We start from the raw sequence: 26435 nt of genomic DNA, 5'->3' as shown, positions 1-26435 counted from the left end.
CCTCTTACTTGTTTAAAACAATTCTTCTTTCAACCTTTTTGTATCAAGAACTGTTCTCCCTTTTTCATCCGTGAAAATTAGATTTTTCTTCTTTAATTGGGTTAACGTTCTACTAACCGTTTCACGGCTGGATCCTATCATATTAGCCAAATCCTTATTGGTAAATTGTGTTAGTAATGTAATTTCCTCATTTTCGTCTATCGTACCATGCTTTTTTCCTAACCGAATTAAAAGCAAGATAATCTGCTCATACGTATTGCGAAGAATTTTTTCCTCTAATCGATTTTGTAAATCTACAATTTTATCTCCTAATACACGAAAGATTTTCACACTAACCTCAGGATTATGGATAAGAAAATCCTCAAATAAGTGAATAGGAATATAGATTAAAAGAGCGTCCTCCATTACTTCTGCATGTGCTGGATAATTATCATTTCTAAAGAAACCTTGATGAGGAAACATTTCGCCCTCACTTAGAACATTAATAATCTGTTCTTTTCCGTGAATATCTGTTCGATAAATTTTAATTTTACCTTGATGAATAAAGTAAACATTCTCTAGTGGGTCTCCTTGCATAAATATGTGTGTTCCATGTGGGTAGTTACGATTTCTAGCTAGTTTTACTACATTATCTATTTCATGATTTTCCAAACTTTTAAAAAGTGGAAAACGCTGTAGTAATTTTTTTATAGATTCAGGAAACATTTCTATCCACCTTTCTATGTCCAAATTACGTATTTAATAATATCCTATCATGAAAATGATTCGTAAGATGTGAGAAATATCATTGTTTGTTCATCGTGAGTAAAATCACAGTTAATAAGTGCGTCCTGTCACAATGCATAGGTTAATTGTAATGTATTCTAAATATACAGGAGGATTACATAATTTAAAAATTTAGTTGTTCCTAAATAAAACATTAGCACAGAATGATTACGTAAAGAATTGGAGGAAATCACATGAGTGAAAAAAACTATTCCATTAAACTTCATGCACCAGATATAGAGTCTAGAATTCGACATCCAAGAATATTCGAAGCTTTTGACCAGTTAAAATCCGGTGAAATGATGCATCTTTCCAATGATCACGATCCGAAACCGTTATATTATCAATTTTTAATCGAAAGAGAAAATCAATTTGGTTGGGAGTATATAGAAGAAGGCCCTAACTTGTGGCAAGTAGAAATTAAGAAAAAATAACGACTAATAAGTCCTTGAGTAAGTCAAGGGCTTATTCCGGTACATAGTTAAGTAATGGTGGAGGGTGAAAATTATGTTTAATAAAGATTATAATCAAAATCCATTTATTGTAATTTGGGAATTAACACGTGCATGTGCGTTACATTGCTTACATTGCCGTGCAGAAGCTCAGCATCATAGACATCCACTGGAATTAACATTTGATGAAGGAAAAAAATTAATCGATGAAATCTATGAAATGGATAATCCTATGCTTGTGTTCACTGGGGGAGATCCACTAGAACGACCAGATGTTTTTGAAATTGCAGAATATGCGATTAAAAAAGGTGTACGTGTTTCCATGACTCCTTCTGCAACACCAAATGTAACTAAAGAGGCAATGAAGAAAGCGAAAGATATAGGTCTTGCTAGATGGGCATTCAGTATTGATGGACATTGTAAAGAGGTTCATGACCATTTTCGTGGAACAGAAGGATCATTTGATCTAACAATGAAGGCGATCCAATACTTGCATGAACTAGAGATGCCTTTACAAATTAATACGGTTATTTCTAAATATAATTATGATTATTTAGATGAAATGGCGGAAATGGTAGAGAACTTAAACTGTGTGCTATGGAGTGTGTTTTTCCTAGTTCCAACAGGTAGAGGGAAAGAATCTGATATGATATCTCCTGCAGAACATGAAAAAGTGTTTAGATGGTTATATCAATTATCCAAACGAGTTCCATTCGATATTAAAACAACTGCTGGTCAACATTATAGAAGGGTAGTTATCCAACAAAAAATGCGTGAACATAAAGGAATGAGTGATAAAGAACACATTTTTTATGAAGATGCTATTAATCAGGGGAAAACTGGACAAATTGATGGGCTTGGCCGTGCACCTAAAGGAGTAAATGATGGGAATGGATTTGTGTTTATTTCTCATACTGGTGATGTATACCCTAGTGGATTATTGCCAATTAAAGCGGGAAACGTTCGCGTTAATCCGTTGCCAAAAATTTATAGAGAATCTGAAGTATTTAAAAATCTCCGTAATCCAGATAAATATAAAGGGAAATGTGGGGTTTGTGAATTCAGGGATGTTTGTGGTGGTTCAAGATCTAGAGCATATAATGTAACAGGGGATTATATGGAAAGTGAACCGTACTGTGTTTATATACCTAAAGCAATGCGTCAGAAAAATAAAACAATAAAATCATAAATGGAAAAAGGCAATGGCATGAGGAAGATGAAAATACGGCTTAACACATGGATGTTAAGCCGTATTTTTTGATTACATAAATAAAGCGCTCAAAATCTATGATTATAATTTAAAATTCGGGGAATATACCCAAATATAGAAAAATTTATCGATAAATGTCTTTTCTAATAAGCACGTCAGAATTAACTCCTTTTTTTGTATAAAAAAGGAAAAGGAAACTCATAATGGATTATGTATATCATTTACGTGTTTAGCCTAAAAGGAGGGAAGCGTATGTCAGGTAAGGGATTAAAGCATGTTGATAGTCATTCCGCTATACATGATGCTGCTTTAGAAGAAGCAAGGGAGCTCAATGGAATCCTTGGTAAATTAGTAAACGATAATCAAATGGACAAGGCTTTAGAAATTGCGTATATAGCTGTTGAGCATTGGGAGACAAGAACATTACGTCATGCTGATGCGGAAGAAGAAGGGTTATATAAAGAGCTTGTAGAGGAATCTCCAGAATTAAAAGATGAAGTTATTGCGTTAACTAGAGATCATGACATATTACGATATATAGTTAAAGAAATTAAACAATCACTTGAAACGGACGGATTTAATCGGGGTGTCTTGGAAATGCTCCACACTTTAGTACATGTCGATGCCTTTCATAATCAAGAAGAAGAAAGAATATTACCCCACCATTAGGCTATAAGAGGTGATAGTTTTGAGTAATCAAACGAAAGAAAGTAAAAATCAATTACGTTCATTAATATCGGTTTCCCCTAAACTCTATCGATATATTACATCTGAATTAGAAAAAAGATACCATATTCATTCCTACGATCTTCAAGCAGGTGCAATAAAAAAAGATGATGGGGTTCATATTTTCTTAAGATACGGTGAACATTACAACAATGAAAAAGATCAGTTTTTGACGAATGAAATGTTAGAAGATGGAAAAGTTCTAGAAACATTCGTGGAAGAGGTTGGGGAAGCGTGTAAGCAAGTGATGATTGATGACTATTTTAATAAAATGACACCTTAATTTTTAATTTGATTAAAATTATCAGAGGCTCCGTATAGAAGGAGGAGAAGATTTGTTTTTATTCGAAAATCAAGCTGATTTTGTCCAGGATCGAGAAGATTTATTGCAAGTATTACGAATGCGGTTTGGCGATATAGCTCCTGGTATAGTTGAAACCATTTACAATATCGATGACTTAAACACAGTAGAACGTTTAATATTAGTTGCTGCAAATGCACCAACTTTAAGAATTTTTCTAGAAGAAATGGAAGCGGGAGAAGGGACTTTCCGAATGGTTGGAGAACGTTTCAATCCAATTGAATCCATGCTAGGAGGAGGGTATTCTAATGGCGAGGAAAAATAAGTTGCTAGAACATTTCAAGTATATTAAACGTGGAAACAAAATCAATGATGGTTGGACGGAAGAAAGCCCGCGGTCAAGGGATTCAGAAGCGCTTTATCGTAGGAGATGGGCTCACGATAAGATTGTACGTTCCACTCATGGAGTAAACTGTACTGGTTCATGTAGCTGGAAGATCTATGTGAAGGACGGAATTATTACCTCGGAAACACAGCAAACAGATTATCCGTCAACAGGGGATGACTTTCCTGAGTATGAACCACGTGGCTGTCCAAGGGGTGCGAGCTTCTCTTGGTATACATATAGTCCAGCAAGAGTAAAATTTCCATATATTCGTGGAGACCTTTATAAGTTATGGCGGGCAGAAAAAGACCAAGGTCACAACCCTGTAAAAGCATGGGAAAACATTCAAAGTGACCCTGAGAAAAGAAAACAAATTGTAAAAGCGCGTGGTAAAGGTGGGTTTGTACGTACTGATTGGAGAGAGGTTTGCGAAATTATTGCAAGCTCTATTATTTATACCATCAAAAAATATGGTCCAGATCGTGTTGCGGGATTTAGTCCAATTCCAGCAATGTCAATGGTAAGTTATGCTGGTGGTGCTCGATTTCTTTCGTTAATTGGAGCAACCATTATCAGTTTCTATGACTGGTATGCCGATCTACCTCCTGCTTCTCCACAAGTATGGGGAGACCAAACAGATGTACCAGAAAGTGCTGATTGGTACAATTCCAAATATTTTATTATTTGGGGGACAAATTTACCACAAACACGTACACCAGATGCACATTTTATGGTGGAAGCGCGATACAATGGGACGAAAATTGTGGGTGTTAGTCCTGACTATGCTGATTCTGATAAGTTTGCTGATGTATGGCTCCCAGCAAGAGCTGGAACGGATGGGGCTCTTGCAATGGCAATGACACATGTCATTTTAAAAGAATTTTATGTAAATAAAAAGACCCCATATTTCATTGATTACGTTAAGCGTTTTACTGACCTTCCATTTCTTGTCATCTTAAGAGAGCATGGTGAGGAATACCGAACAGAACGATTCCTTAGAGCATCCGATATCAATGATTCTCATAAACTTGGTGAATGGAAGACGGTTGTTTGGGATGAACAGACAAATGAATTTGAAGTTCCTAATGGTAGTCAAGGCTTCCGATGGGATGATGGAAATCAGTGGAATCTAGAGCTAGAGAAAGAAAATGGCACTGTAATTGATCCAAAATTGAGTTTTATTGATTCATCTGATGAAGTACTAGAAGTAACATTTCCATATTTTGCTGAGGAAGATGGCGGTACCGTTAAAAGAGGGGTACCAATAAAAAATATAACAGACCGTATTGGAAACAAGCTTAAGGTTACAACCATCTATGATTTAATGATGGCACATGTAGGTGTTGATCGAAATTTACCGGGTGACTATCCGATAGACTATAATGATGAAAAGCCATATACACCAGCATGGCAGGAAAGTATTACAGGTGTGAATCGAAACCATGTTATCCAAATTGCAAAAGAATTTGCAGATAATGCCGAACGTACAAAAGGAAAGTCAATGATCGCAATGGGTGGTGGAACAAATCATTGGTACCATAGTGATCAGATTTACCGTTCTATTCTAAACCTCATTATGCTAACAGGCTCACAAGGAGTAAATGGTGGGGGCTGGGCCCATTATGTAGGTCAGGAAAAAGTACGTCCGGTTGAAGGTTGGAATGTGGTCTCTTTTGCTAGTGACTGGGGAAATGCAGCAAGACTCCAAAATGGGACATCCTTTTTCTACTTTGCCACGGAACAGTTCCGTTATGAAACAGAAATTAATAAAGAAAACACAACTTGGAGCGGAAAATACAATAATATGCATCCAGCAGATGTGAATGCATTATCCGCAAGACTTGGTTGGCTCCCATCCTTTCCACAGTTCTCACAAAATTCCATTGATATTGTAAAGGAAGCTAGGGAACAAGGTGCAAAGGATGAAAAAGAAATTATTGATCATGTTGTAAAGAAAATAAAGTCTGGAGAAATTGATTGGGCTATTGAAAATCCGAATGATCCACGGAATTTCCCAAGAGTGTTTTTTAATTGGAGATCAAACCTTCTTGGTGATAGTGGGAAAGGTCATGAATACTTTGCTAAACACTTAATTGGTGGAGAAGGACACGTCTTGACCGATACTAAGAATTCTTGGCAACCAGAAACGGTAAATGTATCAGAAGAGTCTCCAGAAGGAAAAACAGATCTATTTGTTAGTATTGATTTTCGAATGACAAGTTCTGGATTATTCTCTGATATTGTCTTACCTGCTGCCACATGGTATGAAAAGTTTGATATCAGCAGTACGGATTTGCATCCATTTATCCACCCGTTCAATGCAGCTATTTCTCCACCATGGCAATCAAAGAGTGACTGGGATTCTTTTCGAGAAATTGCCAAGGTGTTTTCAGAACTTGCCAAAGAGCATTTGCCTGAGACTGAGGAATTATTAATGCGACCACTTGGACATGATTCTCCTGGAGAAATTGCCCAAGCCTTTGGGAAAATTAAAGACTGGCGTAAAGGAGAAGTTGAGGCGATTCCAGGAAAAACGATGCCAAATTTACAAGTTGTTACCCGAGACTTTCCAAATACGTATCAAAAAATGACAACTATAGGTCCGGAACTAAAGAAAGGATACGGTGGGAAAGGGGTAACTATTCCAGGAGAAAAAGTTTATGAAGAATTAAAAGATAGGCTTGGTGTATCGAAAAGAGAAGGAATCGGTAAAGGAAATCCTGATCTTTATTCAGATAAAAAAGCCATCAATGCAATCCTTTTAGCTTCAGGTGCGACAAATGGAAAACGAGCAGTGGAAGGCTGGAAGTCCCTGGAAGTAAAAACAGGTCAAAAACTAACGGAAATTGCTAGGGAAAGAGAAGAAGAAGATCACACTTTACAATCTTTGACGGTACAACCACGTACATCTATTTCAACACCAATGTGGAGCGGGATGGAAAAGGATGGAAGACGCTACAATCCTTTTACTGTGAACACGGAGTATAAACTACCATGGCACACATTAACTGGAAGACAAAGCTTTTATCTTGATCACGAAATGATGCTGGACTTCGGTGAGGGATTACCATTATACTTGCCACCACTTCGTAAAGGTCCATTCATGAAAAATGAAAAAGGTGTCGAAGAAAATGGTAAATCATTAACCGTAAGATATTTAACCCCACACCAAAAATGGGGTATTCACACCATGTTTACAGAGACAACGCAAATGACTACTTTGTTTAGAGGTTGGCAAGTTGTTTGGATGAACGAGAAAGATGCAGCATCGATTGGGGTTCGTGACAATGACTTTATTGAAGTGTATAACCGAAATGGGGCAATTGCTGCAAGGGCAGTAATAACTTACCGAATCCCTAGAGGAATGGTTTACATGTATCATGCCCAAGACCGAACAATGGGTGTTCCTGGTACAGCCGTAACGAAAAAGCGTGGAGGAACGCATAATAGTGTAACAAGAATAACCTTAAAACCAACTCATATGATTGGTGGATATTCTCAATTAAGTTATGGATTTAATTATTACGGTCCAACTGGTCATCAACGCGATACGATGGCTGTTGTAAGAGCATTGAAGGAGGTTGACTGGCTTGAGAATTAAAGCACAGGTAGCAATGGTTATGCATCTTGACAAATGTATTGGGTGTCATACCTGTTCCGTAACCTGTAAAAACACATGGACGAACCGACCTGGAACGGAATATATGTGGTGGAATAATGTAGAGACTCGTCCAGGTGTAGGATATCCAAAACGTTGGGAGGATTTAGATCGTTACCAAGGTGGTTGGGAATTAAGAAATGGTAAATTAAAACTTCGTGCAGGTGGCCCAATAAAGAAATTGGCTAATATTTTCTACAACCCGAACATGGCGGAAATGGGAGAAGAATTTTATGAGCCATGGACTCATGACTATGATAATTTAATTCATAGTCCTAAGAGGGAAAATCTCCCTGTTGCAAGACCAATGTCCCAAATTACTGGTAAATATATAGATAAACCAGAATGGGGTTCTAATTGGGATGATGATTTAGCTGGTGGTAGTGAAAACGTAGCTAGGGATCCCAACGTAGAGAAAATGCAAGATCATATTAAAACGGAATACGAAAAAACCTTTATGATGTACCTTCCACGGATATGCGAACATTGTCTCAATCCATCCTGTGTTGCATCCTGTCCAACGGGCGCTTTATATAAGCGTGACGAAGATGGAATTGTCCTTGTTGATCATGATGCCTGCCGTGGTTGGCGTTTTTGCCAGAATGGTTGTCCATATCACAAGGTATACTATAATTGGAATACCCATAAAGCAGAAAAATGTAATTTCTGTTATCCAAGAACAGAGGCGGGTTTGCCAACTATTTGTTCCGAGACTTGTGTTGGTCGTCTTCGTTATATTGGTGTGGTATTGTATGATGCTGACAAAGTAAAGGAAGCTGCATCAGTAGAGGAACCGCAGGATTTGTATGAAGCACAACTTTCCTGTTTCCTTGATCCATTTGATCCAGATGTGCAAGAAAAAGCTAGGGAAGCGGGAATTACTGATGCATGGTTGGAAGCCGCTAAAGAGTCACCAGTGTACAAAATGGCAATGAAGTGGAAAATTGCTTTACCACTTCATCCAGAATATCGTACCATGCCAATGGTTTGGTATGTACCTCCACTAAGTCCGATTATGAATCACATCACAAATGAAGACGAATTAAATACGGATGGGTACATACCTGCTGTGGATCAAATGCGAATTCCAATGGAGTATCTAGCTTCTATATTATCAGCTGATGATACCGAAGTAATTCGTAAAGTTCTATTAAAGCTGTCTGCCATGAGAGTTTATATGAGAGGTAAAACAGTTGGAGGAATAGATGAATTTAGACAAAGTGAGTTAGTGAAACAGGCGAACACAACCCCAGAAGAAATTGAAGAAATGGCAAGACTATTAGGGGTTGCAAAATATGATGAGCGCTATGTTATTCCAACTGGACGTAGGGAAATGGATGATGATTTATATTATAGACAAGGTACTTGTAGTCTCGAGGAATTGGCACCACCTGAGGGAATGAACCCTAAATTCGGTATGATGAAGGTGAGAGACAAGTTATGAACCAAGAAAAACGTGTCATTCTTGTATTAGCTTCTAGGTTATTGGGGTATCCATCAGAGAAATTCTATAAGTTAAGCCAGGAAATGGATGAGTTAATTGAAGAAACAATTGAAGAAAAGTTATTAAAAGAGGAATTGAAAAGGGCTTATGCGCCTCTCCTCCTATTAGATTCAACAGAAATTCAAGAGTTATATGTAGAAACTTTTGACTTGAAATCCAAACTAGGTCTTTACCTAACAGCACACGAACTTGGGGATAGCAATAAAAGAGGAGCAGCATTAATTAAATTGCAAAAAGTTATTAATCAAGCTGGTTTTGAAAGAGTTGGTGAAGAATTGGCTGATTATATACCGATGCTGCTTGAATTTCTAACAATTACGCCAAAAAATTCTGAAGTTGAACGTTTAAATAAGCGTATTGCCGTAGCGATTAATTTTATGAAGGAAAATATACATCCGGAAAATCCCTATGGGAACATCTTTAACATATTAATGAAATACGTATTTCCAACTCCCACTAATGAAGAAATGAAGCAATTAGAAGCAGGAAGAGAAGAAGCAGACTTGGAAGAATTACCATACCCTATCATGTATCAGTAATCCCGACAATCACAAAGGGGCTGAGACATAACTAAGGTGTTTAATTCCAAATACGAATAATGCTAACTTAGCGAAGTATATTTCCGGAGCGATTATTCGCTCAACCATGTTCGGATTTCATGTGGTTAAAATACCTTTGTCCAGCCTCTTTGAATCCAGTCAGATGGTAGAGGCATCCAATTAAATTTAAGGAGGGAGATATATGGCCGAAATTTTTTGGTGGGTCATATTCCCATATATTGCAATAACTATTATGATTTTAGGGCTCCTTTATCGTTTTGCGTTCAGACAACTAACATGGGCAGCACCATCATCCAATTTTCTTGAGAAGAAATGGTTGCGCATCGGATCACCTTTATTTCACTATGGGATTATATTCGCATTCATTGGACATGTAATGGGAATGGTAATCCCAATGGAGTTCTACCAAGGGATTGGAATCTCGGATCACTTATATCATACCGGAGCTATTTGGGGTGGTGGTTTAGCTGGGTTAATGGTCGTAGTGGGACTTGTTATCCTATTAATTAGGAAGATAACCATTGATCCAGTTCGGATTAAGGCAACATTTGCTGACTTCTTCTCTGTTCTAGCCTTGCTTTTTGTAGCTGGTACGGGAACGTATATGTCCATCATTTACAATACAACTGTAGTTGAATATGAATATCGTGAAACCATTGGACCATGGTTCCGTAGTCTATTTGTTTTTATGCCTAAGTATGAATTAATGAGTGGAATACCGTGGATTTTAAAAATTCATGTTACCTCAGCATTTGCTTTTTTTGCAACTATACCATTCACTCGACTAGTTCATATTTTTAGTTTTCCAATAAGATATCCTGCAAGACCACCACAGCAATATCGTTCAAGGGATAACTATAGAGGGCAACATAATTAAAAAAACAGGGAGAGATCTTCGTTGTAAAGATTTCTCCCTTTTTTTGTTTAATTATTGGAAAAGGAAGCCATAAGAGATTTTCATATGAATATTTATCCACGTAATCTCTCTTAAGGTGTTGTATGAGATGAATCTCCCCAAAATACATGTATTTGATTCAGAGAAATGAAGGTTGTATGATGGATAAGTACTTACTATTAATTAAATGGGAATTATTAGGGGATGAAATGTTTGTTTAATTTTATTAGAAAACATGCTGAGAATTTATTCTCTGGCTACTTTGCTTTAGTTATGGCGACTGGTGCTTTATCTATAGGTACATATTTACTTGGTATTAGAATACTTCCTAAAGCACTTTTATGGATTAATATTATTGCATTTTGTAGCCTTTGGGTTCTTACGATCACCCGCTTGTTATTCTTTTTTCCAAAATTAAAACGGGACTTAACAAGTCATACTCTTGGTCCAGGTTTTTTCACTTTAGTTGCCGGCACAAATGTGTTTGGAAGTGAATTAATTATTGTAGCAAATAAGCCTTCCATTGCACTATATTTATGGATACTAGGAATAATACTATGGTTTTTTATTATGTATACTTTTTTTACTGCGGTTACGATAAGGAAAAATAAACCTACGATTGCGGAAGGAATAAATGGTGCATGGTTAATCGCAGCTGTTGCAACGCAGTCTGTTTCTATACTTGGAACACTTCTCTCACCATTCATTGATTCAGGAAGATCTATCATTTTATTTTTCACTTTATGTATGTATTTTTTAGGTTGTATGCTTTATTTAAATATCATGACCCTTATTTTTTACCGTTTTACATTTGTGGATCTTAAATTTGATGCATTAACGCCTCCGTATTGGATTAATATGGGTGCAGTTGCCATTACAACTTTAGCCGGGTCAACACTTATTTTACATGCGGAATACTTTTCCTTATTTACGGAAATAACCCCGTTTTTAAAAGGGTTTACTTTATTCTTCTGGATAACTGGTACTTGGTGGATACCATTGCTGTTTATTCTTATGATTTGGCGGCATATATACCATCGATATCCACTGTCGTATGATCCTCAATTTTGGGGTATGGTGTTCCCACTTTCTATGTATACGACTAGTTCATACCAATTATCTCAGGCTTTAGGGTTATCTTTTTTGATTGTAATTCCTAAAATTATGGTTGTAATTGCTCTAGCAGCATGGATTTTTGTGTTTATAGGGCTTGTCCATCGAATTTTCACTAATATTAAAAGTTATATTATAAAAAACTAGGAATTCGCCATGATGATGGGGAATGCATAAGTTGAACTTAAACAAAAATCCTGAGTTATAAAACTCAGGATTTTTGTTTAGAAGAGATATCATTAAATACTCCGACGTAATGAATGATATCACCGACATTATTTTTAACTGGACTAATGGATAGAAGTTCTTTGTAAACTTCTCCATTTTTTCGTTTATTAAAGATTTCTCCTTCCCAGAAACCTTTCTCATTAATGGATTTCCACATTTCTTGATAAAAAGCTTTATCATGTTTTCCAGAGCTAATAAGTTTAGGTGTATTACCGATTGCTTCTTCTTGAGTATAGCCTGTAATTCGTGTGAAAGCCGGGTTTACATTTTGAATGATTTTATTTCTATTTGTTATCATCATACCGTCAGCAACGCCTTCAATAATTTTCCCTTCTACATTAACACGGTCTTGATAATACATGAAAATAACAATTAAAAAACTCACTAGAGCAAATTCGGACATTAACATAAATGCGATTGCATGGTGGCCAGTTATATTACTTACTGCGGTAAGCAATAATGGTGGGAAAAATCCTCCAATACCACCCATAGCTGAAACAATACCATTTACGATACCGGCCTGTTTGGAAAAGTATAGTGGAACTAATTTAAATATAGTACCATTCCCGATACCAACTGTTATAGCCACAGCTAATGCTCCAACTGTGTACCAAGCAATTCCTGGTGAGAATGATAGTAAAATACCAGAAAATGCAACACCAATAAACACAAACATTAGAATAATAAAGGCGTTAAATTTATCAGCTAATAGCCCACCTATAGGTCTTAACAACGTCGCAATGATAATAAAGATTGCTGTACGAATCCCAGCATCTACTGGATCTAATCCAAAATTGTCTACTAAAAAACTTGGGAGGAACATAGTAAAGGCAACAAATGCTCCGAATGTAATGAAATAAAATAAGCTTAAAAACCATAAAGTTGCATTTTTATATACACCTTTAATTTGTTCCACCATTGATTTTTTCACTCTATGTTCTTTTCTATCACCAAAAATGAAAACTAAAGCTGCGAATAAAAGTAAAATAAATAGGAAAATGCGTATGGTTCCTTGCCAACCGATAGATTCTGCGAAAATAGGGGCTCCAAAGGAAGTGATCGCAGTACCAATATTACCTACACCATACACCCCATTGATAAATCCGTGTTTTTCTTTCGGATAATATTTAGGTAGTGATGTTACCCCGATGGAGAACACGGCCCCACCAATACCAAGTATGAGTCCCCCGATTACTAAGTCTAAAAAAGAGTTAGCAATACTTAGATAGAAAACGGGAAATAGTAAAATAAGAAAACTGATTAAAAATATAATTCTAGCTCCAAATCGGTCCGCATAAAAACCGATAGGGATACGCATAAATGAACCTAATATTACGGGGATAGCAGTTACGATGGACGCCTGTCCGGACGTTAATGGAATATCCGCTGTAATATAGGGCATTAGTGATGAAATTAATACCCAAACCATAAAACCAACAAATAAACTAGATGTTTGCAACGTTAATTGCAATCCAGGCTTTTTCATAATATAACCTTCCTTCTTTATAAGTAGTACTTTTAAATTTCTCATTTCCATTTTTACGACTACCTAAACTTTATTATTTGTTTATGATTACAGTTTAATCATTTCATTTTAATAACTAAGTGAAAAATATCACATAATTTGTGACGTTTTTTTGAATAAATGGAGATGTACAAATTTGAATAAAATTTGACAGTATACATGGGTGTGATGTTTTTCACAACGTGGAGGAAAAAGGAATGATTTAATGAACATAGAAAGAATGAGTATTTTACTGGAGGGATCATGATGGGGAAAAAGCCATCTCCACTTTGGCAACGATTAAATTATTTAAAACCAAAAGAAACGTATTCCAATAAACATAGTCAATTACAAGAAGGAAATCGGGATTGGGAGAACGTATATCGAAGAAGGTGGCAACATGATAAAGTCATCCGTTCTACACATGGTGTGAACTGTACTGGATCATGTAGCTGGAATATTTATGTGAAGGATGGAATTGTAACCTGGGAAGGTCAAGCATTGGATTATCCAACGACAGGACCTGACATGCCGGAATTTGAACCTCGTGGGTGTCCGAGAGGGGCTAGTTTCTCCTGGTATATATATAGTCCATTACGAGTGAAATATCCGTATGTTAGAAAAAGATTACTTGACTTATGGAAAGAAGCCTTAGAAACACATGACAATCCACTAGAAGCTTGGAAAAGTATTGTAGAGGATAAGGAAAAGGCTAATTCCTATAAGCAGGCAAGAGGAAAAGGCGGATTAGTTCGTGCAGATTGGGAAGAAGTAACAAAACTTATTGCTGCTTCTTGCCTATATACTGTAGTGAAATATGGTCCAGATCGAAATGTTGGATTTTCACCAATTCCAGCAATGTCTATGCTCAGTTATGCGTCTGGTAGTCGATTTATGCATTTACTAGGCGGACAAATGCTAAGTTTTTATGATTGGTATGCTGACTTACCACCGGCATCTCCGCAAATTTGGGGAGATCAAACAGATGTACCTGAAAGCTCAGATTGGTTTAATTCCGGCTATATTATGACATGGGGTTCCAATGTTCCACTAACACGTACACCGGATGCTCACTTTTTAGTAGAAGCAAGATATAAAGGAACAAAAGTGGTTTCGGTAAGTCCAGACTACGCAGAATCAACGAAATTTGCTGATGACTGGATGTCAGTTAAACAAGGAACTGATGGTGCTGTTGCAATGGCAATGGGGCATGTCATTTTAAATGAATTTTATCATAAAAACATGACACCTTATTTTGAAGACTATGCTAAGCAGTATACCGATTTCCCGTTTTCCGTACGCTTGAAAAAAGAAAATGGGAAATTCACGGCTGATCGATTTTTACATGCCAAGGATTTAGGAATCGAATCTGAAAATAATGAATGGAAACCAGCAATGTATAACGATTTAACGGGAGATTTTTCTATCCCGCATGGAACGATGGGATCTCGTTGGGATGAAAAAGGAAAATGGAATTTAAAACTGATCGATGAAAATACAAATGAAAAAATCGAACCAGTATTAAGTTTTCTAGGGATGGAAGATGAGGTTGTTTCTGTGGATATGCCGTACTTTGATGCAGAAACAAGAAAGGTATTAACTCGTGCAGTTCCAATTAAGAAAGTTGAGATTCAAGGAAAAATGGAATACATTGCAACGGTTTACGATTTAATGCTAGCGAATTATGGAATTGATCGAGGGATTGGTGGAGAAGCTGCTACGTCATATGATGAAATTGCACCATTTTCACCAGCATGGCAAGAACAAATTACAGGGGTAGATCGAAACTTAGTTATTAAGATAGCTCGTGAATTTGCTCAAAATGCAATTGATACAAAAGGCCGTTCCATGATTATTATGGGAGCCGGGATTAATCACTGGTACCATTCTGACACGATTTACCGTGCGATTGTTAACCTTATTTTAATGGTTGGTGCACAGGGTGTGAATGGTGGTGGCTGGGCTCACTATGTAGGTCAGGAAAAATTACGTCCAGTAGAAGGATGGTCTACGATTCAATCTGCAAAAGACTGGGGTGGACCAGCGAAATTTCAAAATGGAACTTCCTTTTTCTACTTTGCAACAGATCAATGGCGTTATGAAGAAACGCCAATTAGTGAACTAACAAGTGCAACGGTTGAAAAGGCTAGATACGAACATCCAGCTGATTATAATGTGCTAGCTGCACGGTTAGGATGGTTACCTTCTTATCCTACATTTAATAAAAACGGAATTGATTTATATAACGAAGCCAAGGACTCCGGATGTGAAACTACGGAACAAATTGGAAATTATGTTGCAAAACAATTAAAAGAAAAGAATTTACAGTTTGCGATTGAGGATCCTGATAATCCGGTAAACTTCCCAAGAAACTTATTTGTTTGGAGAGCAAACTTAATTTCTAGTTCTGGAAAAGGGCATGAATATTTCTTGAAACACTTACTCGGAGCTCAACACGGTGTATTAAATGATGATGAAGATAGTATCCGTCCAGAGGAAATAACATGGCGAGACGAGGCACCAGAAGGAAAAGTAGATCTTCTTATCAATCTTGATTTCAGGATGGCAGGTACAGCATTATATTCTGACGTTATCTTGCCAGCTTCTACTTGGTATGAAAAACATGATTTATCTAGTACGGACATGCATCCTTTTGTACATCCGTTTAATGCTGCCATATCATCCCCATGGGAAGCGAAATCAGACTGGGATATTTTCAAAGCATTAGCTAAAGGTGTTTCTGATTTAGCAGAAGAAATCGATATGGATACGATAAAAGAAATTGTTGCTACTCCATTAAATCATGATACGAAAGCGGAAATGTCTCAACCATATGGAGAAATTAAAGATTGGTCTAAAGGAGAATGTGAACCAATTCCAGGTAAAACCATGCCGCAAATCCATGTCGTCGAACGAGATTTTAAACAAATCTATCATAAAATGACTGCGCTTGGACCGAATATTGCTACAATGGCTTACGGTGGAAAAGGAATCGGTTGGTCCATGGAAAAAGAATATGAACAGGCAAAACATACTTTTGGAACAATCGATAATGGTTCAATTGCTGATGGCTGTCCAGATATTACAGATGCAAAAGACGCATGTGATGCTGTTTTAATGCTTTCCTCCACAACAAATGGAAAAGTTGCTGTTAAAGCATGGGAGGCATTAGAAGAACAAACAAACCTACAACTGAGAGATTTGGCTGAAGAAAGAGAAGAAGAATTATTTACGTTTGAAACGATAACAGCTCAACCTAAAACGGTTATCACATCACCAGCATTTAGTGGATCAGAAAAAGGTGGAAGAAGGTATTCGCCTTTTACAACAAATATAGAAAGAATGATTCCTTTTAGGACTATCACCGGTCGTCAATCTTATTTTGTTGACCATGAAATGATGAAGGAATTTGGAGAGTCATTTGCTGTATTTAAACCTATTTTGAATCAGAAACCATTTAGTGCAAAGCGTCCAGATGTGGAAGGAAAAGAAATTACATTAAATTACTTAACTCCGCATAATAAATGGTCCATCCATAGTATGTACTTTGATGCACAACCAATGTTAACACTCTTCCGTGGAGGTCCAACGATTTGGCTAAATAAAGATGATGCAGCTGAAATTGATGTGGAAGATAATGATTGGATTGAATGTTTCAATCGTAACGGTGTTGTTGTAGCTCGGGCGGTTGTTTCGCACCGAATTCCTAGAACGATGGCATTTATGCACCATGCACAAGATCGTCATATTCATACACCGGGAACAAACCTAACGAAAAATCGTGGTGGTACCCATAATAGTCCAACTCGTATTCATGTTAAACCAACTCACATGATTGGTGGTTATGCGCAATTAAGTTACGGATTTAACTACTATGGCCCTACAGGAAACCAACGAGACTTAAATGTGGTCATAAGAAAAATGAAGGAGGTAGATTGGCTTGAGGATTAAAGCACAAGTCGGAATGGTAATGAACCTGGATAAATGTATTGGTTGTCACACATGTAGCGTGACGTGTAAAAATACATGGACCAATCGTCCAGGAGCAGAATACATGTATTTTAATAATGTAGAAACTAAACCAGGTATTGGTTACCCAAAGCAATGGGAAGACCAAGAAAAATATAAAGGTGGTTGGGAACTGCATAATGGAGAATTACGATTAAAATCAGGTTCCAAAATCAATCGATTAATGAATTTATTTCACAATCCACATCAACCAGAAATGGATGATTACTATGAACCTTGGAACTATGATTATGAAACATTAACAACTAGTAAAGAAAGAAACCATCAACCAGTTGCTCGTGCGAAATCAGCTATTACCGGTGAGTTCATGGATATCGAATGGGGTCCGAACTGGGAAGACGATTTAGCTGGCGGACATATTACTGGATTAAGAGATCCTAACGTTATTCAAATGGAAGAATCAATCAAGACAGAATTTGAAGAAGTATTTATGATGTATCTTCCACGTATTTGCGAACATTGCATTAATGCACCATGTGTGTCATCTTGTCCATCTGGTGCCATGTACAAACGTGATGAAGACGGTATTGTGCTTGTTGATCAAAATGCTTGTCGTGCTTGGAGACATTGTACAACTTCTTGCCCTTACAAAAAAGTGTACTTTAACTGGCAAACAAACAAAGCGGAAAAATGTACGATGTGTTTCCCACGAATTGAAAATGGTCAACCAACCATTTGTGCAGAAACTTGTGTAGGTCGTATCCGTTACATTGGTATCATGCTTTATGATGTAGACCGTGTACTAGAGGCAGCTTCAGTGGAAGATGAAAAAGACCTATATCATGCGCAATTAGGTATTTTCCTAGATCCAAACGATCCAGAAGTTATTAAACAAGCGAAGAAAGATGGAATTCCAATGGATTGGATTGAAGCAGCGCAGAAATCTCCACTTTATAAGATGATTATTGATTGGAAGATTGCATTACCATTACATCCAGAATATAGAACAATGCCTATGGTGTGGTATATTCCACCATTAAGTCCAATAATGAATATGATTGAAGGAAAAGGAAGTACAGCTGATACTTCTGATATTTTCCCAGCAATTGATGAAATGCGTATTCCAATTGAATACCTTGCTAACCTGTTAACAGCGGGAGACACAGGACATATTCGTACTGTACTGAAAAAAATGGCAGTGATGCGAAGCTTTATGCGTGCAGAACAAACAGGTAAAGATTTTGATACAGAGATTATTTCGGATCTTGGTTTAACCGAAAAAGCAATTAAAGAAATGTATCGATTATTAGCTATTGCCAAGTATGATGATAGATTTGTCATTCCTAAGAGCCATAGAGAGGAAGTTGCAGATCTTTACGAAGAACAAGGTGCATGTGGCCTAGACTTTGCCGGCGGACCAGGAAGTTGTGGGGTACTACAGTGATTTGAAAAAAGGGCTGTGATATAAGTGTTTAACTTAAAAGACGAACAATGTACTATTTCCGGAGCGACTTGCACGCACCAATAATGTTCGGATTTTATTTAACTAAAAACACCTTTGTCCCAGCCCCGCCAAATAAGGAGGGTTGATGATGAATCCATCTAGCTATCAAATGATTTCCTTTCTTTTATCCTATCCAAGTAAAGAACTAAAAGAAATGCTACCTGAAATAAAAGAAGAAATAGAAGGTATCGGTAAAGACGAGGTTAATGATAAATTATTAAGTTTTATTAAAGAAATTGAAGATAGAACATTAGATGAATGGATAACTCATTATATCGAGCATTTTGATTTTGGAAAATTAACTAATCTTTATGTTACGTATTTAAAATTAGGAGAGCAAAGAGAACGAGGATTAGAATTATTAAAACTAAAAAAATATTACGAAGCACATGGATTTGACGTAACGGATAAAGAATTACCAGATTATTTACCACTCATGTTAGAGTTTTGTGCTCATGTTTCTGTTGAAACGAGTAATGAATTGTTGCAAATGCATGGAAAGGCAATAGCTGAAATCCATGGCAAATTAAAGGAACAAGATAGTTTTTATTCTCTTTTATTTGATGCTCTTTTCTTGGCAGGTGGGGAAAGTATAAAATCTTTCCCGTCTGCATAAGTGCAACTGAGGCATCCACCCAAAGGCTTGGCGGATGCCAAGTTTTCTAACAAATGGAATCCCATGGGCTAGAAATAAAAGCCAAAGAGACAATATAGGAGGGGATAAAAATGGATCTACTATTATGGGGTGTTTTTCCCTATATTATATTAACTATTTTTATTGGTGGACATATTTATCGTTATCAAAAAGATCAATTCGGATGGACAACGAAATCTAGTGAATTTCTAGAGAAAAAGCGTCTAAGGGTAGGTTCACTTTTATTTCATTGGGGAATAATATTTGTATTCGGTGGTCATGTTTTAGGATTAATTATTCCAGTAGGGTTATATAATGCATTGGGAATTACAGAGCATACGTATCATATTGTAGCCATAAGCTTTGGAGTGCCAGCCGGTATTGCGGCTTTTGTAGGAATTTTCCTATTAACATATCGTAGAATAAGTGTGAGACGTATAAAAGCAACTACATCACCAAGTGATTGGGTTTCACTAATCTTTATTCTATTAGCCATTGCAACTGGGCTTATTGCAACGATGCTTAATGTGGACTCTCATGGCTTTGACTACAGAACAACGATTGCACCTTGGTTAAGAGGCTTATTTATCTTTAATATCCAACCAGAATTAATGGCAACTGTACCTATTTGGTTTAAAATACACATTTACTGTACATTTGCGTTATATGTTGTTTGGCCATTTACTAGACTAGTACATGCATTTAGTTTTCCGATTCGTTATTTACGTAGAAGTTATGTCATTTATAAAAGAAGAATCCCAACGCATAAAGAGGGCTATTAACTTTAAGATAGGAGCAGCCAGGGTACACGTTAATAATATAGTGTATTCTAGCTGCGAATAATGTTATTGCCGTCCATTTAAAGGTTAAAGGAAGATATTTATGAGTAAATGGTTTTATTGGAATACAGCATTATTTTTTATGGTTATTGTCCAAGTGGTTACGCATTTTACATTTCCTACTTTAAGTTTACCAATTATATTCGGTTTTATTGGTTTTTTGTTTTTCTTATTTAATTGGACGAGAAATGCAGTATTTTCCACTATTCGGAATATAGATAATCGGAAAACGAAAATCAAGTTGGCTAACCTCTCTAAAAAGGTTATGCCATTCCATCGTTACACTGGGACGACGGCGCTTGTCTTTATCATGATGCACGTTTTCTTTATTGTGAACTGGTATGGTTTTTCCTTTAACAATATAAAAATGATTTTTGGATTATTGGCATTTATTAATTTGATTTTTATGGTCTTGACCGGTTGGTGGCGATTAGTGAAACCAACTGGAAAGTTACGTAGAATTCATTTGCGATTGGGAATCTCCTTGTTTATCCTCATTACACTTCATGTGTTATTTTAATTTTCCTCGGACGGAGGTAACCCCAGAATTAATATGTAGATTAGGAAGTGAAAAGTATGAAACTAGAACCTTCTATTGATTATGAAGAAATAAGGGAAAAGATTATTGGTGGCTATATAGAAGAGGTAAGAGAAAAGATAAAAGAATTGGAAGCTCGTCTCCAGCAGCAAGATTTAACTGTCGAAGAGCAATTTTATGCTTTAAGCACTTTAGGTAAATTTTATCGTAAAGTTAAAAATTATGATAAGGCAGGGGATTATTGTCGCAGGTCACTCCGTTTATCAAAAAAATTAGAAAAGCCCCAATTAGAAATGATTATTGATACATACTTGGATTATGCCTATTTAGAAATGGAGTATGGTCAAGAATCTAACGCTCGAATGGAACTTGCTAAACTATTAGCAGTTTTAGATAACAATGATTATCGCGATTCATATACATATGGAACGATTTTCAGTAGTTTAGCTAAGGTTTCGATAATGGAAGAAAATATAGAAAACGGAATTAAACAATATGAAAAAGCTTTGAATTATTTTAGAGAGTCATTACCTGAGACCCATCCAGTACTTTCATCAACTATCTATAAATTATCCGACGTATATATTCAAATAGAAGATTATCCAAGCGCTTTAGAACTTCATAAACAATTAATGGAAGCTTATCAAACAAAGGATAATAAACGTTTAGAGTCGAAAGAATTATTAAGAATAGGTGAGATTCATTTTTATATTGATCTAAAGGAAGCTAGAAAAATAGTTACAAATGTAATTAAGTTAATGGCTGAGCTCTCTGAGGAAAATCCTTTAGACATGGCAAAAGCTGTCTTAATGTTAGCGGAGATTGATGAAAATATGGGGAATTTCCCAAGAGCAATCAATTATTACAAACAGGCACAAAATGAATTAATGAAAATATATGAAGAAAGTCATTTTATGATCGTTTATATTTATTCAAAAATCGGTACTATATCTATTAGGACGTTTAAATTAGATCAAGCAAAGGAATACCTAGAGAGAGGCCTACCTTTATCTAATCCATTTCCTAAGATTCGTATGCAATTTCTATATGCCTTGGGAAAAATTTACTCAGATAAAAAAGATTATGACAAGGCACAAAAGGTGTTTTCCGAGTTTTTACAAAGATTGGAACAAGAAGGGCGTAAAAATTCTATTGCATATGGAAATACATTACAGGCCATTGCATTTAATCATTTAGAACAAGAAAATGTAGAACTTGCTTTTACGTATTATCAAGATGCACTAGCAATCTATGAAAAAATTTCAAACTGTAAAGAAGAAAAAGGACTTACGTATATTCGCTTAGCATATTGTTATGAAAATCGACGTAACCAAGATTTGAATAAAGCGGAAGAATGTTATGAAAAAGGGTTTAATATAATTGAAAAAACCCGTAAACAAGAACTGTTAGAAGAATCATTAGCAGGAATCATCGAATTTTATAATAGAAATAATCAACCAGTAAAAAGAAAAATATATGAGGATAAATTTGTGAAATTAGTCAATAAGAAAAAATGACATTTTCTAAAAGGGTATATAATCTAGAAATAAGTAATAATTCCTAATCTATCATGATATATTAGTAGTTAAAGATTGACTAAGTGACATTTTTAACAGATAAGCAGGATACAATAAGATATACTATTCTTAAGATAAGTTCAAAAAGGAGGATGAAAAGGACCGAGCAGTTCGAGGCGGTGTAGTTTTGAGTACCACAACGTATGCAGTTAATACGTGAGGAACGGAAAAGCAAGCCAACGAAGAAATGCGAAGTGTCATTTTCACCGGACTTTTTGAACAACCCCTAAAAGGAGAGATCCACAGTGTCAGTTATTACAGATAAATTCGGTCGCCCGCTAAAGGATCTTCGTATTTCTGTTATTGATCGTTGTAATTTTAGATGCAGATATTGTATGCCGAAAGAGATTTTTGGCAGGGATTTTGTATTTATGCCTAGAGAACAATTATTAAGCTTTGAAGAAATAGAACGTCTAGCTAAAATTTTCGTGGATTTAGGTGTTAGAAAAATAAGATTAACTGGTGGAGAACCTCTTATGAGGAGAGATTTACCTTTACTCATAAAAAAATTAACCGCAATTGATCAATTGGAAGATATCGGGTTAACAACGAATGGCTCTTTATTAGGTCATTCAGCTGCAAAGTTAAAAGACGCTGGACTACAGCGCGTCAATGTAAGTTTGGATGCATTAGATGAAGAATTATTCAAATCTATTAATGATAGTGGTGTTGGACCGGAACGAGTTCTTAAAGGAATCCAAAAAGCAAAAGAAGTTGGACTTGAAGTGAAAGTGAATATGGTCGTTAAAAAAGGAATGAATGATCATGAAGTTGTTCCAATGGCCGCTTATTTTAAAGAACAAGGAATTACACTAAGGTACATTGAATTTATGGATGTCGGACAAACAAATGGTTGGGATTTTAGTAAAGTTATTACAAAAAAACAAATATACGAACAATTAAAAGAGCAATTTGACTTAGAAGCCGTTGATCCGGCCTACCTTGGCGAAGTTGCTAAACGTTACCGCTATGTTGGAACAAACGCAGAAGTAGGTTTTATTACTTCTGTTTCGGAATCATTTTGTTCTACTTGTACAAGAGCAAGGATTGCAGCGGATGGAAAAATGTACACTTGCTTATTCGCTGAAAATGGCTTTGATTTTAGAGAATTGTTACGTTCGGATAAAACGGATGATGAGATTAAAGATGAAGTAATTCATATATGGAATAACCGTACGGACCGATATTCTGACGAACGCACAGAGGAATCGGCAAAAAGTAGAAGTAAGATTGAAATGTCTTATATTGGCGGATAGAAGGGAAACGGAATAGATGGAAAGATATTCACGTCAAATGTTATTTAAGCCAATTGGAAACGAAGGTCAACAAAAAATATCCGAAAAACATGTACTTATTCTTGGTTGTGGTGCGCTTGGTTCAGCAAACGCAGATAACCTGGCACGTGCTGGAATAGGTAAATTAACACTAATTGATAGGGATTATGTGGAATTAAGTAATTTACAAAGACAACAATTATATACAGAACAAGATGTCTACAACCAAATTCCAAAAGCAATTGCAGCAAAGAATAGATTGCAAGAAATTAATTCAGATATTGAAATAGAAGCTTATGTAATGGATGCTTCAGCAAATTCCTTAGATCCGTTATTAAAAGGTATTGATTTAGTTATTGATGCAACTGACAATTTCGATACACGGTTTTTGCTTAATGATATTTTACAAAAGCATTCTGTTCCTTGGATTTTTGGATCATGTGTAGGAAGTACGGGAATGAGTTATACCATCTTACCTAATCAAACACCTTGCCTAAGATGTTTATTAGATGCCATTCCCGTTTCTGGAGCAACGTGTGATTCAGTTGGCATTATATCACCTGCAGTTCAGATGGTAGTTGCCCATCAAACAACGGAAGCCTTAAAAATTTTAATTGAAGATCATAAATCTTTACGTGCTTCTCTTGTAACATTTGATTTATGGAGCAATCATTATCATATAATGAAAGTAGATAGGGCGAAGAAGGAATCTTGTCCATCTTGTGGGGAAAATCCGAATTACCCAGCTTTAGATTTTCAATCCACCACTAAATCAGAAGTGCTTTGTGGAAGAAATACAGTTCAAATTAGAACAACTCGAAAGCGAAATTTAAATATATTAAAAGAACGATTGGAGCGAATTGCACCTGTAAAAGCAAATGACTTTTTAATTTCTATTGAATATGATTCCTACCGACTTGTTTTCTTTCAAGATGGAAGAACATTAATTCATGGGACAAATTCAATTGCAAAAGCGAAAAGTATCTATTATCAGTTAGCAGGATGAAGGTGAGTAACATGGTAGAAAGAAGAAAACCAATAAAAGTGAATGAAGCAATTTCACGTGTAATGAACTTTGCAAAAAATGGAAAAGTGGAACATGTTCCGATAGAAGAAAGCTATGGCCGCATCTTAGGGGAAGATTTAATTGCAGATCATCATGTACCTCCATTTGATCGTTCCCCATATGATGGATTTGCAGTACGCTCTGTGGATACAATGACTGCTTCCAGTACCAATCCCATTGAGTTAGAAGTAGTTGGAGAAATTGGTGCGGGCAGTGTATATGAAGGTACCGTAACAGAAGGACAAGTTGTTCGAATTATGACCGGTGCACAAATTCCAGATGGTTGTGATGCTGTCGTTATGTTTGAAGTAGTGAAAGAGTTTGAGAACGATCATAAGTCCTTTATTCAGTTGAAAAGAAAAGTGAAATCGGCTGACAATATTTCTTTTACTGGGGAAGATACGAAAAAAGGCACTTCTCTTGTTAAGAAGGGAACCTTTATTAATCCTGGTATCGTTGCGTTGCTTGCGACATTTGGTTATAAAAATGTACCAGTAAGTAAGAAGCCAAAAATTGGGATTATAGCTACTGGAAGTGAATTATTAGATGTGGATGAGCCGTTACAACCAGGGAAAATTAGAAATAGTAATGCCTTTATGGTTCAATCACAAATCATTCGTGCAGGCGGAGAACCTATCTATTTTGGTCAGTTTAGTGATGAGTTTGAAACTTGCCTTAATCAAGTAGCAAATGCGCTCGGTCAGGTGGATATTCTAATAACAACCGGCGGAGTATCTGTTGGTGATTATGATTATTTACCAGAAATTTATAAGAAGCTTCATGCTAATGTTTTGTTTAATAAAATTGGGATGAGACCGGGGAGTGTAACCACAGTGGCTGAAATGGAAGGAAAGCTATTATATGGACTTTCCGGAAATCCTTCTGCCTGTTATGTTGGATTTGAACTTTATACTCGCCCTGTCATTCGAACATATCTATATCAGACAAATGCATTTTTGAAAAAAGAAGTTGCGATTCTTGGGTCTGATTTTCCAAAACCTAATCCTTTCGATCGTTTTGTTCGTGGACATTTAACTTATGAAGGTGGTCGTTTAGTTGCAACGCCAGTCGGATTAGACAAGTCAAATGTTGTTTCTTCTTTGGCGGAAGCAAATATTCTTATTGTCCTACCGGGAGGAACAAGAGGGTACGAAGCAGGAATGGAAGTTTCTGTTATATTATTGGAAGACCAAGAAGGTACTACGATGGATAACTTTGTCAATATGGATGTAAATACAAGAAGGAGTCAGAGAAAATATGACGGATCCATTATTTGAAATCGTTGAAGATCCTATTGAAGTAGGGGCAATTATAGATAAGGTAAAAAGACGAGAAGCTGGAGCCATAACTACTTTTATGGGTACTGTACGTGAATGGACGAAGGGTAAACGTACGATATATTTAAAATATCAGGCATATAAACCAATGGCTGTAAAGATGCTTGCTAAAATAGGTGATGAAATTGAAGAAAAATGGCCGAATACACGAATTGCGATTACTCATCGTATAGGGCATTTAGATATTTCAGACATCGCAGTAGTAATTGCAGTTTCTTCTCCACATCGGAAAGCGGCATATGAAGCAAATGAATATGCCATTGAACGAATTAAACAAATAGTACCGATATGGAAGAAAGAACATTGGGAAGATGGCGAAACGTGGATTGGAGATCAATTGGAAACCGTATCCTATCCAAGTGGAAGTCCAAATATAAAGTGAAACTCATTTAGTGG

General features: G+C 36.3%; 22 protein-coding genes. 20 read left to right on the top strand and 2 right to left on the bottom strand.

Features of this window, described 5'->3' with window-relative positions; genetic code table 11:
- Window positions 1-12: 12 nt before the first annotated feature.
- Window positions 13-705 (bottom strand): Crp/Fnr family transcriptional regulator, encoded by a 693-nt coding sequence (locus A9178_RS04060; protein WP_068672619.1) that lies wholly within the window; start codon window positions 703-705, stop codon window positions 13-15.
- A gap of 254 nt (window positions 706-959) precedes the next feature.
- Here A9178_RS04060 and A9178_RS04055 point away from each other — a divergent pair, with 254 nt between their 5' ends.
- The 10 genes from A9178_RS04055 (at window position 960) to A9178_RS04010 (ending at window position 11716) form a co-directional block, all read left to right on the top strand.
- Window positions 960-1199, top strand: coding sequence for a DUF2249 domain-containing protein (locus A9178_RS04055; protein ID WP_068672618.1), 240 nt, complete (start codon window positions 960-962; stop codon window positions 1197-1199).
- Window positions 1200-1272: 73 nt separating this feature from the next.
- A complete protein-coding gene (locus tag A9178_RS04050) occupies window positions 1273-2406 on the top strand; it encodes a TIGR04053 family radical SAM/SPASM domain-containing protein (RefSeq protein WP_068672617.1) in 1134 nt (377 codons plus the stop codon).
- A gap of 273 nt (window positions 2407-2679) precedes the next feature.
- Window positions 2680-3096: a hemerythrin domain-containing protein gene (locus A9178_RS04045; protein ID WP_068672616.1), complete on the top strand. Its 417-nt coding sequence runs from the start codon at window positions 2680-2682 to the stop codon at window positions 3094-3096.
- 19 nt (window positions 3097-3115) lie between these two features.
- A complete protein-coding gene (locus A9178_RS04040) occupies window positions 3116-3436 on the top strand; it encodes a hypothetical protein (RefSeq protein WP_068672615.1) in 321 nt (106 codons plus the stop codon).
- Window positions 3437-3488: 52 nt separating this feature from the next.
- Window positions 3489-3779 carry a hypothetical protein gene (locus tag A9178_RS04035; protein ID WP_068672614.1) on the top strand — a complete coding sequence of 97 codons (291 nt, stop codon included), beginning with the start codon at window positions 3489-3491 and terminating at the stop codon, window positions 3777-3779.
- A complete protein-coding gene (locus tag A9178_RS04030; protein ID WP_068672613.1) occupies window positions 3763-7440 on the top strand; it encodes a nitrate reductase subunit alpha in 3678 nt (1225 codons plus the stop codon). Before A9178_RS04035 ends, A9178_RS04030 begins: the two co-directional genes overlap by 17 nt.
- A complete protein-coding gene (gene narH, locus A9178_RS04025) occupies window positions 7430-8941 on the top strand; it encodes a nitrate reductase subunit beta (RefSeq protein WP_068672612.1) in 1512 nt (503 codons plus the stop codon). Before A9178_RS04030 ends, narH (A9178_RS04025) begins: the two co-directional genes overlap by 11 nt.
- Window positions 8938-9540, top strand: a complete 603-nt coding sequence (gene narJ, locus A9178_RS04020) for a nitrate reductase molybdenum cofactor assembly chaperone (protein WP_068672611.1) — start codon at window positions 8938-8940, stop codon at window positions 9538-9540. Before narH (A9178_RS04025) ends, narJ (A9178_RS04020) begins: the two co-directional genes overlap by 4 nt.
- Window positions 9541-9742: 202 nt before the next feature.
- Complete coding sequence (gene narI / locus A9178_RS04015) at window positions 9743-10438, top strand: respiratory nitrate reductase subunit gamma (RefSeq protein WP_068672610.1); 696 nt, start codon at window positions 9743-9745, stop codon at window positions 10436-10438.
- Between the two features lie 222 nt (window positions 10439-10660).
- On the top strand, window positions 10661-11716 hold the full coding sequence (locus tag A9178_RS04010; protein ID WP_068672609.1) for a tellurite resistance/C4-dicarboxylate transporter family protein: 1056 nt from the start codon (window positions 10661-10663) through the stop codon (window positions 11714-11716).
- A gap of 64 nt (window positions 11717-11780) precedes the next feature.
- On the opposite strand, the gene A9178_RS04005 is transcribed toward A9178_RS04010, so the two are convergent.
- Window positions 11781-13328 (bottom strand): nitrate/nitrite transporter, encoded by a 1548-nt coding sequence (locus A9178_RS04005; protein ID WP_231889790.1) that lies wholly within the window; start codon window positions 13326-13328, stop codon window positions 11781-11783.
- A 237-nt stretch (window positions 13329-13565) separates the two neighbouring features.
- Here A9178_RS04005 and A9178_RS04000 point away from each other — a divergent pair, with 237 nt between their 5' ends.
- The 10 genes from A9178_RS04000 to A9178_RS03955 all read left to right on the top strand — a co-directional run bounded on the left by A9178_RS04000 (window position 13566) and on the right by A9178_RS03955 (window position 26421).
- Window positions 13566-17252, top strand: a complete 3687-nt coding sequence (locus tag A9178_RS04000; RefSeq protein WP_156520692.1) for a nitrate reductase subunit alpha — start codon at window positions 13566-13568, stop codon at window positions 17250-17252.
- A complete protein-coding gene (narH, locus tag A9178_RS03995) occupies window positions 17242-18714 on the top strand; it encodes a nitrate reductase subunit beta (protein ID WP_068672607.1) in 1473 nt (490 codons plus the stop codon). The genes A9178_RS04000 and narH (A9178_RS03995) overlap by 11 nt, the downstream gene beginning before the upstream one ends.
- 148 nt (window positions 18715-18862) lie before the next feature.
- Window positions 18863-19390, top strand: a complete 528-nt coding sequence (gene narJ / locus A9178_RS03990) for a nitrate reductase molybdenum cofactor assembly chaperone (RefSeq protein WP_068672606.1) — start codon at window positions 18863-18865, stop codon at window positions 19388-19390.
- 110 nt (window positions 19391-19500) lie between these two features.
- A complete protein-coding gene (gene narI / locus A9178_RS03985) occupies window positions 19501-20190 on the top strand; it encodes a respiratory nitrate reductase subunit gamma (protein WP_068672605.1) in 690 nt (229 codons plus the stop codon).
- A gap of 100 nt (window positions 20191-20290) precedes the next feature.
- Window positions 20291-20767 carry a hypothetical protein gene (locus tag A9178_RS03980; RefSeq protein ID WP_068672604.1) on the top strand — a complete coding sequence of 159 codons (477 nt, stop codon included), beginning with the start codon at window positions 20291-20293 and terminating at the stop codon, window positions 20765-20767.
- Between the two features lie 56 nt (window positions 20768-20823).
- A complete protein-coding gene (locus A9178_RS03975) occupies window positions 20824-22302 on the top strand; it encodes a tetratricopeptide repeat protein (RefSeq protein WP_068672603.1) in 1479 nt (492 codons plus the stop codon).
- 305 nt (window positions 22303-22607) lie between these two features.
- Window positions 22608-23618 carry a GTP 3',8-cyclase MoaA gene (moaA, locus tag A9178_RS03970; protein WP_068672602.1) on the top strand — a complete coding sequence of 337 codons (1011 nt, stop codon included), beginning with the start codon at window positions 22608-22610 and terminating at the stop codon, window positions 23616-23618.
- A 16-nt stretch (window positions 23619-23634) separates the two neighbouring features.
- Complete coding sequence (locus A9178_RS03965; protein WP_068672601.1) at window positions 23635-24642, top strand: MoeB/ThiF family adenylyltransferase; 1008 nt, start codon at window positions 23635-23637, stop codon at window positions 24640-24642.
- 11 nt (window positions 24643-24653) lie between these two features.
- The gene (locus tag A9178_RS03960) at window positions 24654-25979 is read left to right on the top strand and encodes a molybdopterin molybdotransferase MoeA (protein WP_068672600.1); all 1326 of its coding nucleotides are present in this window, start codon (window positions 24654-24656) and stop codon (window positions 25977-25979) included.
- Window positions 25960-26421: a molybdenum cofactor biosynthesis protein MoaE gene (locus A9178_RS03955; protein WP_068672599.1), complete on the top strand. Its 462-nt coding sequence runs from the start codon at window positions 25960-25962 to the stop codon at window positions 26419-26421. Before A9178_RS03960 ends, A9178_RS03955 begins: the two co-directional genes overlap by 20 nt.
- The last annotated feature ends 14 nt before the right edge of the window (window positions 26422-26435 follow it).

The organism is Oceanobacillus sp. Castelsardo (assembly GCF_001659985.1).
Classification (GTDB): domain Bacteria; phylum Bacillota; class Bacilli; order Bacillales; family Amphibacillaceae; genus Oceanobacillus.
This window is presented reverse-complemented; position numbering and strand designations above follow the sequence as displayed.